The sequence below is a fragment of the Syntrophotalea acetylenica genome, assembly GCF_001888165.1.
GTDB lineage: Bacteria > Desulfobacterota > Desulfuromonadia > Desulfuromonadales > Syntrophotaleaceae > Syntrophotalea > Syntrophotalea acetylenica.
In genome coordinates, this window is sequence record NZ_CP015455.1 from 2,095,475 (window position 1) to 2,111,828 (window position 16,354).

13 protein-coding genes are annotated in these 16,354 nt (G+C 60.9%); 12 read left to right on the forward strand and 1 reads right to left on the reverse strand.

Going from position 1 to position 16,354, the window contains the following annotated elements; all coding sequences use genetic code 11:
• Position 1: 1 nt before the first annotated feature.
• The 11 genes from A6070_RS09675 to A6070_RS09725 all read left to right on the forward strand — a co-directional run bounded on the left by A6070_RS09675 (position 2) and on the right by A6070_RS09725 (position 14,337).
• On the forward strand, positions 2-1,069 hold the full coding sequence (locus A6070_RS09675) for a uroporphyrinogen decarboxylase family protein (protein ID WP_072285564.1): 1,068 nt from the start codon (positions 2-4) through the stop codon (positions 1,067-1,069).
• Between the two features lie 146 nt (positions 1,070-1,215).
• A complete protein-coding gene (locus tag A6070_RS09680; RefSeq protein ID WP_145926332.1) occupies positions 1,216-2,292 on the forward strand; it encodes an ABC transporter substrate-binding protein in 1,077 nt (358 codons plus the stop codon).
• 88 nt (positions 2,293-2,380) lie between these two features.
• On the forward strand, positions 2,381-3,178 hold the full coding sequence (locus A6070_RS09685; RefSeq protein WP_072287959.1) for an ABC transporter ATP-binding protein: 798 nt from the start codon (positions 2,381-2,383) through the stop codon (positions 3,176-3,178).
• Positions 3,179-3,189: 11 nt separating this feature from the next.
• Positions 3,190-4,191 (forward strand): ABC transporter permease, encoded by a 1,002-nt coding sequence (locus A6070_RS09690; RefSeq protein ID WP_083558419.1) that lies wholly within the window; start codon positions 3,190-3,192, stop codon positions 4,189-4,191.
• Positions 4,192-4,213: 22 nt separating this feature from the next.
• The gene (locus A6070_RS09695) at positions 4,214-5,239 is read left to right on the forward strand and encodes a uroporphyrinogen decarboxylase family protein (RefSeq protein WP_072285565.1); all 1,026 of its coding nucleotides are present in this window, start codon (positions 4,214-4,216) and stop codon (positions 5,237-5,239) included.
• An 18-nt stretch (positions 5,240-5,257) separates the two neighbouring features.
• Complete coding sequence (locus tag A6070_RS09700; protein WP_072285566.1) at positions 5,258-6,934, forward strand: ASKHA domain-containing protein; 1,677 nt, start codon at positions 5,258-5,260, stop codon at positions 6,932-6,934.
• Positions 6,935-6,969: 35 nt separating this feature from the next.
• Positions 6,970-7,668 carry a DUF1638 domain-containing protein gene (locus tag A6070_RS09705; protein WP_072285567.1) on the forward strand — a complete coding sequence of 233 codons (699 nt, stop codon included), beginning with the start codon at positions 6,970-6,972 and terminating at the stop codon, positions 7,666-7,668.
• A gap of 30 nt (positions 7,669-7,698) precedes the next feature.
• Positions 7,699-8,559 carry a YibE/F family protein gene (locus tag A6070_RS09710; RefSeq protein WP_072502073.1) on the forward strand — a complete coding sequence of 287 codons (861 nt, stop codon included), beginning with the start codon at positions 7,699-7,701 and terminating at the stop codon, positions 8,557-8,559.
• 531 nt (positions 8,560-9,090) lie between these two features.
• Positions 9,091-10,500 carry a sodium:solute symporter family protein gene (locus A6070_RS09715; protein ID WP_083558421.1) on the forward strand — a complete coding sequence of 470 codons (1,410 nt, stop codon included), beginning with the start codon at positions 9,091-9,093 and terminating at the stop codon, positions 10,498-10,500.
• Between the two features lie 13 nt (positions 10,501-10,513).
• Entirely contained in the window at positions 10,514-10,927 is a 414-nt protein-coding gene (locus tag A6070_RS09720) for a cupin domain-containing protein (protein ID WP_072285569.1), read from the forward strand.
• A gap of 212 nt (positions 10,928-11,139) precedes the next feature.
• Complete coding sequence (locus tag A6070_RS09725; protein ID WP_235605443.1) at positions 11,140-14,337, forward strand: autotransporter domain-containing protein; 3,198 nt, start codon at positions 11,140-11,142, stop codon at positions 14,335-14,337.
• Between the two features lie 322 nt (positions 14,338-14,659).
• Here the strand turns inward: A6070_RS09725 and A6070_RS09730 are convergent, their stop codons facing one another.
• Positions 14,660-14,995, reverse strand: coding sequence for a YegP family protein (locus A6070_RS09730; protein WP_072285571.1), 336 nt, complete (start codon positions 14,993-14,995; stop codon positions 14,660-14,662).
• 412 nt (positions 14,996-15,407) lie between these two features.
• Here A6070_RS09730 and prxU point away from each other — a divergent pair, with 412 nt between their 5' ends.
• On the forward strand, positions 15,408-16,130 hold the full coding sequence (gene prxU, locus A6070_RS16150; protein WP_235605444.1) for a thioredoxin-dependent peroxiredoxin: 723 nt from the start codon (positions 15,408-15,410) through the stop codon (positions 16,128-16,130).
• Positions 16,131-16,354: the final 224 nt, after the last annotated feature.

Genomic DNA, 16,354 nt, shown 5'->3' on the forward strand with positions numbered 1-16,354 from the left:
CATGAACAAGGATCAAATGACACCGATGGAGCGGTTTTCCGCCTATGACAAGGGCGAGCCGTTGGATCGTCTGCCCTGCGTGCCCGTGGTCGGCAATGGCGCGGCCCGGGTTCTGGGATGCAAAATTTCCGAATTTCGCGACAACGGACCGCTCATCGCCGAAGCCCACCTGGCGGCCTACCGGCGTTTCGGCTACGACACGGTCCGGATATTCACCGACCTCTACGTGCTGGCCGAGGCCATGGGAGCGAATGTCTGCTATCCCCCCGACGAAACCGCCCACCTGGAAAACTCGGCCATCGACGACATCGCCCATATCGGGCGTCTGCAGCCCGTCGATCCCCGGCGGGACGGCAACCTGCCGGCTCTGCTGCAGGCTCTGGAAATCGCCCATGAGCGGGTTGGCCACGAGGTGCCGGTGGCGGGCGCGGTGGTCTGCCCCTTGACCACCGCCTCGTTTCTGATCGGCACCGACAACCTGGTCCGCATGATGCACCGCAACCCCGAAGGGGTCCACAGCCTGTGCGAAATCGCGCTGGCCTCGGCCCTCAACTACGCCCGGGCGGTGCTGGACATCGGCTGCACCTTCGGCCTGACCGAACCGGTCTCCAGCAGCACCATTATCAGTCCAGCCCACTTCGAGAAATTCTCCTATCCCTACCTGAAGCGCCTGTGCGACTTCATGCATGAGCACAGCAAACCGGTCACGCTGCATATCTGCGGAAAGACCGAACGCATCTGGCCGCTGATGGCCGACGCCGGCGCCGACTGCATCAGCATCGACGAAATGGAGGATTTGCGCAAAACCAAGGAATCCGTCGGCCACCGGGTGCGGGTCATGGGCAACGTGGCCACGGCCGAAACCCTGCTCCAGGGCAGTCCCGCGGATGTGCGGGCGGAAACCCTGGACTGCATCCGCAAAGCTCACGACAACCCGCGTGGATTCATCGTCGCCTCGGGCTGCAGCCTGCCGACCGAGGTGCCCTTCGCCAACATCGACGCCATGCTCGACACGGTGCGGGAAGTCGGCTGGCCCGTCACCGTGGCCAAGCTCGACTCCATGACCTGATCGTCCAGACAGGCGATCGGTTTTGCCAGTGCGGCCGGCTCCCGCGGATTCAGGATAACCGTTCACGCCGTAAGGCGCATCTGCAATATACTGCACGGCCATCGAACACAACTTCGCTGGGCCGAACATCTCTCAAGGAGGAAACAATGATGAAAAAGTGGTTTTCGGTGGCAGCGCTGATCTGTCTGTCCGCCGGCATTCTGCTCACGGGATGCGACAACAAGAAAGATGCCGCCGTCGATGGCGCGGCATCCGCCAAAAAACTCGACAAGGTGAATGTCGGCTACCTGGCCTCGCCGGAGCACCTGCTCTATTTCGTGGCCAAGGAGAAGGGTTTCTTCGAACAAGAGGGCATCGACGCCGAGCTGTTCCTGTTCACCAATTCGGCAGAGGGACTGAACGCCACCATCGCCAACAAGCTCGATGTCGGCAGCTTCGGCGTCTCGGCACCGCTGGCGTTCGTGGCCAAGGGCGCGGACGTGGTGGTCATCGGCGGGCAGAACTCCGGTGCGTGCGCCCTGGTGTGCGCGCCCGAGCGCTATGACGAATTGAAGGATATCCGCAATTACCGCGGCAAGAAGATCGCCAGTGTCAGGCTCTCCACGGCCGACGTGATCTTCCGGGGGGCGCTGATCGATGCCGGCATCGACTGGCGCAAGGGGGACGCAACCATCACCGAGATGGAATCGCCGGCCGCTACCATGGAAGCCTTGAAAAAAGGCACCGTCGACGCCGCCCTGATCTGGACGCCGTTCGTCGCCATGGCGGAAGACATGGGCGTGAAGGTCGCCATGTACATCACCGAACTGTTCGAAAACAACGTCTGCTGCCGACAGGCCGTCATGCGCTCCAACCTGGAGCAAAACCCGGAACTCTGGCAGCGCTTCATGGCCGCCCTGATCAAGGCCTACGATTTCTATCAAACCAACCATGAAGAAACCATCGATATCACCGCCAAATACGTCAAGGTCGACAAGAAATATCTCGACAAGGAAACCTACGCGGCCGATGCCACCATGGTCTGCAGCCCCGACCCCCTGAAAAAATCCGTCAACAGATACTGGGACATCATGAAAAACACGGGCTTCATCAAAACAGCTATCGATATCAACGCTCACATCGATACGCGTGTCTACCAGGCCGCGCTGGATCGCCTGATCAAGGAAGACCCCGGCAACAAAAACTACGCCCGGCTTGCCACGGAATTCACGGCCAACAACTGACCGCCGCGGTTGCCGGTTTAATTCAATGGATCGCAACGGTTCCGCCCGCCGGAAATCCGGCGGGCGGAACCATGATATGGGGGAGAGGATGGGAAAGATCAGATTGGAGAACGTCACGTTCTCCTACCAGCAACAGGGAGTGGCCGGCCCGGTGGTCGAGGATGTGAGCCTGACCATCCGCGAGGGTGAGTTCGTCAGCTTCATCGGCCCCAGCGGATGCGGCAAAAGCACGGTGCTGCGACTGCTTTCGGGACTGAGCCGTCCCAGCGGGGGGCGCATTCTGCTCAATGGCCGGGAAATCGCGGGGACAGGCCATGAGCGCGGGGTGGTTTTTCAACATTACGCCCTGTTCCCATGGATGACGGCCCGCGACAACGTTATTTTCGGCCTGCGGCAATGCCCCGGCGGCATGACCAGAAAAAACGTCTCGGCCATGGCCGACCGCTATCTTGACCTGGTGGGCTTGCATGATGTCGGAGACAAGTATCCCAACCAGCTGTCCGGCGGCATGCAGCAGCGGGTGACTATCGCCAGGGCGTTCGCCATGGATACTGACATCCTGCTGATGGACGAACCTTTCAGTGCGGTCGACGCCCGCAACAGGATGAAACTGCAGGAGTTGCTTCTGGAACTGTGGCGCAAGGGCGAAAAGAAAAAGACCGTGGTCTTCGTCACCCATGACGTGGATGAAGCCATCCTGCTTTCCGACCGCATCGTGGTACTGTCCGCCTGCTCCAAAGGGATCAAAGAGCAGATCGAGGTGGGGCTGTCCCGCCCCCGCAACTGGTCGCTGCTGGCCAACACGGCAACCTATACCGCGCTTCGAAACCGGCTGATCGGCCTGTTGTTCACCGATCTGGTGGAGGAAACGAAGCTTGCCATATGACAGGTTCTGACATGGATAACACAGCCAGAAACATCGACATCCCTCGGAAGGAGCCGCAGGAGCAAGAGCTGCAAAAAGACCGGTCCCGGCAGGCATGCGCGCACCTGCTGAACCATGCCAACATCCTGTTCGGCATCGCGTTGCTGCTGATGGCCGTGCCGGGCAAACGCCCGGTCGCCGACATCCACACCTGGCATCTGGCCGGATTTCTGCTGTTCGTGGAGGCCCTGTACGGCGCATCGGTTCTTTGCCGGGCCCGCAGCGAAATGAAAAGAAGATCCGCCACGGACCTCACGGCCATCGTCCTGGCCGGGATCATCCTCTGGGAATTGACCACGAGCAAACTGGATCTTTTCGAACGGCTCATCTTCCCCGTGCCGGGCAAGGTCATCGCGGTGTTCATCGAGGAAATACCCATGTTCATGAAATGCCTGGCCAGCTCTCTGCAACTGCTGGGCGCGGGATTCAGCCTGGCGCTGGTCACGGCCATCCCCCTGGCGCTGCTCATCGGCTGGCGCAAGCGGCTGTTTGCCGTGGTCAACCCCATGACCAAGGTGCTGGGGCCGATTCCGCCCATCGTCTACATTCCCTATTCCATCGCCATCTTTCCGACCTTCAAATGTTCCTCGATTTTCATCATCTTCATCGGGGCGTTCTGGCCGATCTTCATCAATACCCTGAACGGCACCTTCAACATTGAACCGAAGATCATCGATTCCGCCAGGGTGCTCAACGTCAGGGAGAAAACCCTGCTGTTCCGCATCATCCTGCCGGCCATCCTGCCGGCCATCATCAGCGGCGCCACCCTCGGTCTGGTATTTTCCTTCATTCTGCTCACGGCCGCGGAGATGATCGGCTCCTCCTCGGGGCTGGGCTGGTACGTCAAGTACTTCTCCGATTTCGCGGATTATCCCCGGGTGGTGGCCGGCATCATCTTCATCGGCATGGTCGTCACGGCAATCACGTTTTTCTTTGAAATGATCGAGAAGAAGCTGCTGCGCTGGCGCAGCTGAGCCACCGGAAAGAGGAGACACCATGACCCAGAAAGAACGCCTGATCAATACGCTGGCCGGCCGGGCGGTGGACGGCGCGCCCTTCATCTGCCCCGGCGGCATGATGACCATGGTCGTCACCGAGGTGATGCACGCAGTGGAAACCTTCTGGCCCGAGGCGCACAGCGACCCGGCCAGAATGGCTGAACTCACCCTCGGCGCCAACCGTCTGAGCGGCGTCGAAAACCTCGGCCTGCCCTTCTGCATGACGGTAGAGGCCGAAGCCATGGGCGCCACGGTGGATATGGGCGGCAAAAACAGCGAACCGCGCGTGACCGCCTACGTCATGGACAACCTGACGCAGTTGGACCGCCTCGGCGCGATCGACGTCACCCGGGGCCGGGCCAAGGTCTGCGCCGAGGCCGTCGGCCTGCTCAAGGAGCGGGCGCCCGACGTGCCGATCATCGCCAACCTGAGCGGCCCGGTCAGCCTGGCGACCTCCCTGGTCGATCCGCTGTTGTACTACCGCGCCATGCGCCGCGACCAGCAGGCCGCCCACGCCCTCAACGAGCGCGCGGTGGAAAACACCCTGGCGCTGGGGGATGCCCTCGTGGAGGCGGGCGCGGACCTGGTCTGCATCGCCGACCCGAGCGCCACCGGCGAACTGATCGGGCGCCGCGCCTTCGAGGAATTCGTGCTGCCCTGTCTCAACCGCATGGCGGACCACTTCCGCCGGCGCCACGCCCGGCCAACCATCGTGCACATCTGCGGCGATGTCAAGAGCCTGGGCACCGCCCTGCGGCAGTTGAGCGCCGCGGCCGTCAGCGTCGATTCGGTGGTCGGCATCCCCCAGCTTCGGAGCCTCGCGCCCGGCAAGGTGACCATGGGTAACATCAGCACCTTTCTGCTGGAGCGCGGCACACCGGAAAAGCTGGCCAGGGTCAGCGGGCAATGCCTGAAGCATGGCGTCGACATCCTGGCTCCGGCCTGCGGCATCGGCCCCGGAACCCCCATGAAAAACCTGCAGGCCGTATCCGAAACGGTGCGCCGGCACCGTTCGGCGGCCTGACGCGAGGACAGGAACACCATGTTTACCGTCCGTTTTCTCCCCGGCCTGCAGTCCGTGGCCGTCGCCCCGGGCACCACCATTCTCGAGGCAGCCCGCCGGGCAGGCGTCATGCTCGAATCGCCCTGCAACGGGGTCGGCACCTGCGGCAAATGCACGGTGCGCCTTGATGTCGAATCATTGTGGCAGGTGAACATCCGGGGCGCCCGCCCCGCCCCCCACGGCGCCGCCGGCCCGGTCGAGATTCTGTCCTGCCAGGCGGAGGTGCATGGCGACGTCACCGTGGAAATCCCGACCGGCGAACAGCACGACACCCTCCAGGTGCTGAGCCACGGCGAGGCCGGCGCCATCGAGCTGGCCCCCTGCATCCGCAAGGTCTACCTGGAAGAAAAGCAGGCCACCAGCGTGTTCGCAGGGGAACGGCTGCTGGCCACCGAGGCGGGGGACACGCGCCCCCATCATGCCGGCATGGTGGTCGACATCGGCACCACCACCTTGGTTGCCGCCCTCGTCGATCTTACCAGCGGACGGGAAATCGCCACAGCCGCGGCCCTCAACCCCCAGAGCCGCCAGGCTCAGGACGTGCTCTCGCGCATCCACTTCGCCTCCGAAGAAACCGGCCTGCAGACCATGCACGCGGACCTGGTCGAGGAGATCAACCGGCTGACCGCGGACCTGTCGCGGCAGTCGGGGCTGGACAGCCGCCACATCTACGAGATTGTCTACAGCGGCAACACCTGCATGCTTCACCTGGCCACCGGCACCAGCCCCGCTTCCCTGGGGCGCTACCCCTACACCCCGCTCCTGCGTGGCAGCCAGCATGTGACCGCCGCAGGGCAGGGGCTGCATATTGCGGACAGCGGCCTGATCTACCTGCCGCCAGTCATCTCTGGCTATGTCGGAGCCGACCTGACTTCCGGCATTGTTGCCACCGGCCTCCATCGGCGCGAAGGCACCACCCTGCTGGTGGACATCGGCACCAACGGCGAGATGATCCTGGCCCGCAACGGCGAACTGCGCGCCACCTCCACCGCTGCCGGACCCGCCTTCGAAGGCATGAACATCTCCTGCGGCATGCGTGCCAGCCGGGGCGCCGTGGAATACTTCGCCGTGGACGGTGACGGCAGCCTGACCATCCGCACTATCGGCAACGCCAGAGCGACCGGCCTGTGCGGCAGCGGTCTGCTCGATATCGTCGGCGAGCTGGTCGCGCACGGCGTCATCGGCGGCAACGGCCGGTTCCTCGCCCCCGACCGTGCGCCCCACCTGCCCGTTTCCCTCCTGGAAAGGCTGGTCCCGCGCGAAGGCAAAACTGCCTTTCAGGTGACTGAAGACGTGTTTCTTTCGCAGAAGGATATCCGCCAGGTGCAGCTGGCCAAGGGAGCGATCCGGGCCGGCATCGAATTCTTGCTGCAGAACAGCGGCATAGCTGCCGTGCAGGTGGACCGGGTGCTGATCGCCGGTTCCTTCGGCTACCATCTGCAGGAACAAAGCCTGCTCAACCTCGGGCTGCTGCCCAGGGAATTCGCCGGCAGAGTCGACTTCGTCGGCAACACCTCGAAAACCGGTGGCCAGGCCCTGCTGCTCAACCAAAACCTGCGCAATGAAATGACCGCCCTGGTCTCGGCTGTCGAAGTCATCGAACTGGCCAATTTTCCGGACTTCGACCGGGTTTTCGTGAAATGCCTCGGCTTCTGATCCCGGCAATGGACAGCGAACCACGAGAAGAGCCCATGCGGCTGGGCGTCATTGCCTGCACCGCCCTCAAGCCCGAACTCGAGCGCCTGCTGGCGCCGCTACCGGAGGTGAGCCGGGTCATCTACCTCGAAGCCGCCCTGCACAACCATCCGCAAAACATGCGGCAGCGGCTCAAGGCGGAGATCCGCGCCCTGGCGCCCCTGGTGGACGCGATCTTCCTCGGCTACGGCTTCTGCCGCTCCCTGCGCGGCTTGGAGCGTGAATTCGACGTGCCCGTCATCCTGCCGCAAATCGACGACTGCATCTCGTTGCTGCTGACCCCGCAGCGCCACGCCGAGGAAATCCGCCGCGAGGCCGGCACCTGGTTCATGCCGCCCGGCTACGCCGAGGTAAGCGCCCAGATGGTGATCGAGGCTCTCAACCTGGACCGCCTCGCCCGCCACGGCAAGGACCCCATGGCCATGGCGCGGCGTCTGTTCACCCATTACCGGCGGGGGCTCTTCATCGACACCGGCGTGGGCGACCGACAGGCGCTGCTGGCCGGAGCGCGTCGATTCTGCGAGGACTTCAACCTCACCCTCGAAACCACCACGGCCAATACCCGCTTGCTGGAATTCTGGCTGGGCAAGGCCCGAGCGGCGGCCGCTCAGGCGGCCAAAGGTCGCCGCGCCGGACAAAGTGCAGCTGGAAAAGATGGGCCGGCCCTGCCGGGCGTCGGCGACGTTTCATTCTGATGGCATGGATTCAAAGGAGGAGATGGACCGATGTGGCGCAAAAAAGGCATGGCCTGGGTCTACCTGGCCGGCGTATTGCTGGCCATCCGGTGGCTGGCCAATCATTTCATCACGGACCGACTGCTGCAAGACAAGGTGGCGCTGTTTTACCTGGCGGCCATATTTCTCGGCAGTCTGGTCATCGTCGGCGGTCGAAAAGGCCTGAAAACGATCGTCACCCTGTCGGTGACGGTCCTGCTCATCCTCAAGGTGCTGCTACCCCTGATCCTGGCGGGATACAACCCGGCCCTGGTCGCCATCCTGACCTGCGAGGTCATCACCGTCATGGCCCTGCTGTTCGTAAGCGGCTTCAACCACAAGACCCTGGCCGCCATTATCGGAACCAGCGGCGGCATAGGCGTCGCGGGCTTGCTGGCCTTTGCCATCGGTTCCATGGCCCACCTCACCGGCCTGGGCAACGACGAAGCCATCCATTTGATCCTCTATAGCCGCAACCTCGATTTCAGGGGACTGCTGTTCGCGGGCATCATCATCGGCGCCATGGGAGCCGTTATGGATGTGGGTATTTCCATATCCTCGTCCATCCACGAAATCAGGACCACCAACCCCGGCATGGCGACGGGCAGCCTGGTGAGTGCGGGCATGAATGTCGGGCGGGACATCATGGGCACCATGTCGAACACCCTGATACTTGCCTATGTCGGCAGCAGCCTCAACCTGCTGCTTTTGTTCACCACCTACGATATCCCCCTGAACGAAATCATCGGACGCGACAACCTCGCCGCGGAAATCGTCCGGGCCCTGGCCGGCAGCGTCGGGCTCATTGCCACCATTCCCATTACCGCTCTCACGGCGGGAATGCTGGCAGAAAAGAGCGCCCCAAAGACCTAAGCGGCTCGTCACAGGTCAAGATCGGGCACACCCGGCCGACCAGGTCGAGAATCTTTTCGAGCTGTAACAGGACCAGGAATTTCGACCCCCGGCTGCGGTCATACCCCGCCCAGCGCCGCATGAGGAACCAAAGGAGAACCAATGGGGACATTGCTATCCAGTCAATGTTAGAGCCCAACCTAAGTGGTGTAACAATGCACCGCCCTGGCAATTGAACATTAATTGACCGTCCTTCGCCCTTTTCAATTCGATCGTCAACATTATGGCAAAACCGGGTTGCGCAGCCCGCTAGCGAGGCCGACTTCAGCACCGGTTGCGCTAAAAAAAACCATCATGCCGGTGTAAAATACCTTTAAATATTTAATAAGTAGGCATTTTTTCTCCGCCAGTCCACCCAGGCAAAAGGCTGTCAGCAGCTGGCACACTCCTTGCGACCCCCCCCGTGACACATTCGGCGAACTGGCCGGCGGCAGGCAACGCCCGGATTCATATTAACTTGCACCCCTTAAGACGGGGAGGGAGAAAACTTCCATGCTTGATCTCACGATGATTGACCAGGTGACCATCATTCTCTATCTGGGATGCGTCCTGGGCGTCGGCCTCTGGGCAGGAAGGCGGGTGAACGATCTGGAGGAGTATGCGGTGGCCGGCCGCAACTATACCGCCCCGATCATCGCCGCGACCTTGTCCGCCTCCTTCATCGGCGGCGGTTTCACCATGGGGAATGCCGAAAAGGTCTTCACCATCGGTATCGTCAATATCGTGGCACTTTGGGGTTTCAGTCTCAAGGAAGTGCTGGTGGCCCGCTTCATCGCTCCCAGATCGGGCCGCTTTCCCAAGGCGATCTCCGTGGGCGACGTGATGGAGGTCGACTACGGTAAAACCGGCAAGTTCATCACGGGAATTTTTTCCGTGCTGTTGTGCGCCGGCATTCTGGGTGCCCAGATCGGGGGTATGGGATACCTTTTCAATCTGTTTCTGGGACTGTCGGTGCCGACCGGCATCATGATCGGCATGGGCATCATCATCCTGTACGACACCATCGGCGGCATGCGGGCGGTGGTTGCCACGGATGTGCTGCAGTTCGGGGTGCTGGCCATCGGCATGCCCCTGGTGCTGTTTTTGGGGATCAAGCAACTGGGCGGTCCGGGCGAGCTTCTGGCGCAGGTGCCGGACGGCCATTTAGAATTTTTCAGCAACATGACGCCGGTCCAGTTCGGTTCCCTGTTCCTGACCTTCGTGCTGGGCGAAACCCTGGTCCCTCCCTACGTGCGGCGGCTGTTCATCAGCCGCGACATCAAGGCCATCTCCCGGGGCACGCTCTGGAGCGGGCTCTTTTCGGTGCCGTTTTTCGCCATTTCCGGCGGCATCGGCCTGGTCGCGCTGGTTCTCAAACCCGACCTCAATCCCAACCTGGCAATTCCCTTCGTCGTCGAGGGCGTTCTGCCGATCGGCATGCGCGGCCTGGTCATCGCCGGCATTCTGGCGGTTGTCATGTCATCGGCCGATTCCTTTCTCAACAGCGCTTCCGTGGCTTTCGTCAACGATATCGTCAATCCCCTGCGAAAGGAGAAACTGAGCGACCGCACCGGCCTGCTCTGGGCGCGGCTGGCGACCCTGATCACCGGTTCCCTGGCGATCATCATCGCCATCCGCATTCAGAGCCTGCTCGATATACTGCTGTTTGCCTATAACTTCTGGTCGCCGATCATTCTGGTGCCGCTGGCCGCCACCCTGCTGGGGTTCAAATCCACCCCCCGGGCCTTTATCTGTGGTGCAGCGGCCGGGCTTGTCGGGGTCTTCGGCTGGAATCATCTGCTTGGCACTCCCGGCGGGTTCGACGGACTGCTGATCGGGGTTTTCGCCAACTTTCTGGTTTTTTGCCTGGTGAACAGACTGGATATGGTGACCTTGGAATGTGTGGAAGAGTGCGGTGAGTAACGGGAGGAAAACCATGATTAGACTGTTCACGGCCCTGATGTTATTTGCGGCCCTTTCCTGTCCTGCCTTCGCGCTTGACAGTCCCGGAGTCGCGGTCGAAACCCTGGTCCGCGGGAGCGCCAGTTGGGATGGGACCCCGCTGCCGGCTTATCCCGATGGACAACCGCAATTGACCATCCTGCGCATCCAGATTCCCCCTGGCACCACCCTGCCGCTGCACAAGCATCCGGTGATCAATGCCGGAGTTCTGACCAAGGGCGAGCTGACCGTCGTCACCGAAAAAAACGAAACCCTTCACATGCAGGCCGGGGACCCGATCATCGAGGTGGTGGACAAGTGGCACTACGGCAAAAACGAAGGCATGGAAACGGCCGAGATCATCGTTTTCTATGTCGGTACCGCCGAACTTCCGCTGACTGTCAAGTAGTATCCATCCGGAAACTCCGGATGGATACAGCGTAGTTTTCATATGGGAAACGAGCAATTTTTCGTTATGGTAAGGAAATCAAGGGGTTGCGCGGAGGCGTACATCGGTACGCCGCACAAGCAAGCCTGCGGATTGACGCCGTCACGACGGAAAAGGGCCGTTTCCGGATGAAAACTAAGTAATAACGTTATCGTATCAGTAATTCCGGAGCCATGATGAGATTTAGCCTGCTCACCTGCCTGTTCGGCTTCTTTCTTTTCATCGGAGTCGCCTGGGGACTCGACCTTCCGTCCTCCTTCGACCTGAGAAACATCGACGGTCACAGCTATATCGGACCGATCCGGGATCAGGGTGCTTGCGGCAGCTGTTACAGCTTCGGGGCATTGGCAGCGGCGGAAAGTACCTGGAACCGGACCCATGGGCGGTATGACGATCAGGCCATCGATCTGTCGGAAGCCTTCATCGTTTGGAGTTTGAGTCCGCTGTATGACGGTTTTGACGGTTGTGGCGGAGCAAACTACGATTACGAAGAACTGACGGCCTTGACCGAGTACGGCGTTCCGTTGGAATCGGTTTTTCCCTATGTCACCGCTGATCCCGGTCCTGATGTGCACTGGGACGCTGCACGGAACAGCTTTCTCGATTGGTATCGCATTCCGCCCAATGATATCGAGACCACCAAACGCATCCTTTATCGGATCGGTGCGATCGATGCCGCCGTGCTGGTCGACAATGCTTTTGCTGCCTATTCCGGCGACATTTTCGAGAATACCAATTCAACCGTCAGGGATACCGTTCCTTATTACACGGCTACTAACCATGCCATTGCTCTGGTGGGCTGGAACGACGAGTCAGCCGATGGCGGAATGGGGAGCTGGATCTTGCGAAACAGCTGGGGCAGCGAGTGGGGCAACGGCGGATACATGAATATCCGCTACACATCGGCGGCTGTCAATCTGGAAGGGACCTATCTTATCACCACCCCTTGGGAAGGTGCGAACCTTGCCGTGGAAAACAATCAAAACCTCATAGCCGTTCCCTGGATCGCCGGGGGGACCATCAATGCCCACGGAATCGATCTCTGGGGCAGCGCCGCCGGTAGTGTCCTCAATCGCGGCACGATTGCCGCCGAATCGCGCGGTGTGGATGAATTGGCAACAGCTCGCGGCATCTATCTTTGGGGCGGCCCCGCGGGGCAGGTGATCAATGAGGGAGGCATCGAGGGAGTTGCCTCAAGTGATAACCAACAGGCAATCGCCTACGCCGTCTGCCTGCAGGGTGGTCTGCTGGACAACAGCGGGAGCATGACGGCGCTCGCCACCGCCGAGTCGGATCAGGCAATGGCCTTCGGCATCTGGGCGGCCAATGGCGGCAATCCCTTGGAAATTCACAACAGCGGTGAAATTACGGCCCGCGTCTGGGACAGTCAACGAAACATTGCATATGGCGTCTGGGGCGACAGCCGCAAGTCCGTGAGCATTATCAACAGCGGCACCATTAACGCCTACGCCGCCCATTATGCCATCGGGGTGCTGCTCAGCGGCGGTCCCGCCCTATTGAGTAACAGCGGTGTCATCGAGGCGAAGGCTTCTTACGACGATCCGGATCTGGAGGCCGGTATGAGCATTGGCGTCCGGTCCCTGGAGGAAGCGGTGATTCTCAACTCCGGCACCATCAGCGGCGCGATCGCCTCTGTCTACGCGTCAGGAAATACCGAGCTGATCCTGGACACGGGTTCGAATCTTATCGGCTCCGTTTTTTTATCGGGGACATCGGATTTGGTGGGTTTGCTCGGCACCGGCAGCGAGGAGACACGCTTCATCGGAGCTGAAAATCTGATGATGATGGGCGAGGACTGGTCTTTGAGCGGCGACTCCGCCTTCGATTCGATACAGGTGATGTTCGGGCGACTGGGAGTCGATGGCGCACTGGCCGGACAAACCACGGTTCTCGGCGGCGGCATCCTCGGCGGCAACGGCTCCTTGACCGGCGACGTGAACAGCCGGGGGAGAGTGGCGCCGGGCGCCTCCGTCGGCCATCTGACCATCGACGGGGATTTCACCCAGGCCGCGGACGGCACGCTGGAAATCGAGATCGGCGACGGTGTCGCCGACCGGCTGACCGTCACCGGTACCGCCGCCCTGGCCGGCACTCTGCTGCTTCTGCCGGACAGCTACGCCACCGGCGGCAGCTACACCTTTCTGGAGGCCGGCTCTGTCATCGGCGGCTTCAACACTCTGGCCGGCGCGGCCATCCTGAGCTTCGACCTGCAAAGCGCGGCGGACAGCCTGAGCCTGGAGGTGACGCGCAACAGCTACGCCAGTCTGGCGAACTCGCACAACCGGGATCTGGCGGCCGTGTTGGACAGTGAAAGAGCGGCCGCCGAGAGTGACTTCGCCGATCTGCTCGATTCCCTCGATCTGGCCCTGAGCCGGGACGCATTGAATGCCAACCTGGAGAGTTTGACCCCCCGCATTCACGGCGCGGCCAGCGTGCTGGTGCTGGACGAAGCCCAGGCGCGGCTGGCCGATCTCGGCCGGCACCTGCGGCAAGTCGATGCCGATGCGAAACCCGGGACATGGACCGGCTGGCTGGAACTGCTCGGGCGGGACGCCGGCTACCGTCGGGACGGCGCCTACGACGCCCTGCAGGCCGACCTGTACGGCCTGATGCTGGGCGTGGAACGGACCGCCGGGGGACTGACCCTGGGAGCGGCGGTGGCCATGGCCGAAAACCGCTACGAAGCCCGGCACTCCCGCGACGACGGCGAGAGCGACAGCCAGCAGGGCTATATCTACGCCGCCTGGCGGGAGTCCGGCATAAGCGGTTGGCATCTGAACGCTGTCTTGGGCGGCGGCCTGGTTCAGCTGGACGCCGACCGGAGCATCCCCTTTGCCTCGCGGACCGCCAAAAGCGACCATGACGGCACGCTGTACGGCGCCGCGATCGGCGGCGGTTATCGCCTGAATCTGGGGAACTGGATCCTCGATCCGACGGCGGGACTGAGCTTCGTCCACCTGCGTGAGGAGAGTTTCCGGGAGAAGGGCGCCGACAGCGCCGATCTAAAGGTCGGCACGCGGCACAACGACTCGCTGCGGAGCCTGGTGGGAATGCGTCTCAGCCGTCCCGTCGATCTGTCCCGGTGGCGGCTGCTGCCGGAACTGCGGGCCGAGTGGCGGCACGAGTTCGACCGCCAAACCGAGGATCTGTCGGCGACCCTGGCGGGCGGCGGCGGGCGCTTCGACACGCCCGGCCGGGATCTCGCCTCGGACAACCTGCTGCTCGGCGTGTCGCTCGGGGCCCGGCTGTCCGAAAGACTGCAGGTCGGTCTCGGTTATAACTGCGATCTGCAGAGTAGCGGCGGCGCCACCAGCCATGCGCTGAAACTCGATATCGCAGCGAATTTCTGAATTCCTTTGAGAAAACAAAAACCTTAATTTCTGATACCGATAAAAGAAAACAGCCGAGGGGTCTGTGTCAGGATGGATTCTCTATCAGGAGATACTGTCGCCCCTACAGCTTCCGGACGGCACACTGGCGCTTTGTGGCGGGCTGGTCATGCTGCTCCAAAAAAGAAAAAGCGCCCAAACATGCACAATGTTGCAGGCAATATCGCATCGGGCAAAGCGCATAACAGCCAGAGAAAGCCACATCGCGCCCTTTTTGGACATCAGGAAAGCCCGCCTCCGGCCCAGAGGAAGGAGGCAGGCTTCACCTCGCTCTGAAGAAGCTTTACCCGGTCAAATCCTCGATCCTGGCTTCAGGGGCATTCTTCTTGACCGATTCGATGCCGTTTTCCATGCTTGTTTTGGAAGAGTAGTATTCACTACGGCCAATTTCCTGGCCGTTAGTCGCTTTCAGGATGAAATAGGGTTCCCCTCGGGCATTTTCCAATCTTTCGAAAGCGCCTTCGCGAAGGGCGTTTTTGCGTACCGATTCGATTCCGTTTTCCGCACTGGGTTTTGCCTTGTAGCGCTCACTGGTCAATATGACCTGACCATTGGCAGCCTTGAGATTAAACATGAACTGACCATCCTTCGCCTTTTTCAATTCGAATTTACCGGCCATAGAGATCGCTCCTCCTTTTGCTGGCAATCAATAATCCTGATATCCGCGATACGCCCCCCTGCGGGCAATGTTTTAATGATAGCCCAGGCCGGACGAGTGTCAAATTCAAGTCAACAATTAACACTATTTCCTTAATATTTTTCCATTAGTTACAAACGGAGGGCCGTGGCAGGATCATGACCGGCGCCACCCCCTGGTCACCACCGTCCGCAACCCGATGAAGATCAACCACGGCAGCTTCAAAATCGCTGGAATCAAGTCTCCCGGAGGCTGCCGAACGTGTGGCGGCAGCGGGGTTGAAACAGAATGTATACGGAAAATTTTCAACAGATAGCTGCGAGTTCCACCATGGGTGATAGTCTTTTAGCAGCAGCCAAGAAACATCGGCAAACACCAGCAGAGGAGGCAGCTTATGACCGATAAGCCCAAGGCAGGATGTGCCCGGCCGACCGGCGGCCTGGTCGGCCAGACGGAATCCACCGAAAAAAACGAGGTGACACAACAGGCGAAGGAGGTAATGCGCATGACCATTCAGCTCGGCAAGGCGGCCCCTGACTTCAGCGCCCCGGCCTATTACAAGGGCGATTTCACTTCTGTAAAGCTGTCCGATTTTCTCGGGAAATGGGTCGTACTGTGCCTTTACCCGGGGGACTTCACCTTTGTCTGAGCGACGGAAATAGCGGCGGTCGCCGCTAATTACAAAAAATTTCAGGATCTTGGCGTTGAAGTGCTGACCATGAGCATCGACAGCGTTTTTGTCCACAAGATGTGGAACGACAAGGAGTTGTCGAAAATGGTGGACGGCGGCGTTCCTTTTCATATGCTTTCGGACGCCGGAGGCAAAGTCGGAACCGCGTATGGCGCCTACAACGAGGATGCCGGCGTGGAAAACCGGGGCAGGTTCATCATCGACCCGGATGGCATCATTCAGGGCTACGAAGTCCTGAGTCCGCCCGTCGGCCGGAATGTCGCCGAAACCCTGCGGCAGATTCAGGCATTTCAGCTGGTCAGGGCGACGGACGGTGCCGAGGCGACGCCTTCGGGCTGGAAACCTGGCAAACTGACCCTCAAGCCCGGACCGGATCTTGTCGGCAGGGTCTGGGAAGTCTGGAGCACCGACATGGAAGCCGATTAGTTTTGTTACGGATACGGCCCTTCCACCATCAAAAAACCGCGCTGTGTCCAACCCCGATTTCCGGGTGAACACCCGCGACATGCTGAATAAAAACCTGCCGCTCCAGCCGGCATTAACATGCGACAGAACAGCGAAGACCCGCCGGGATAACCTGGCGGGTCTTCGGTTTTTTACACCACTTTGGTATTTCGCAAAACTTGCCTTTTCGCGCGGCGGGATTTCCC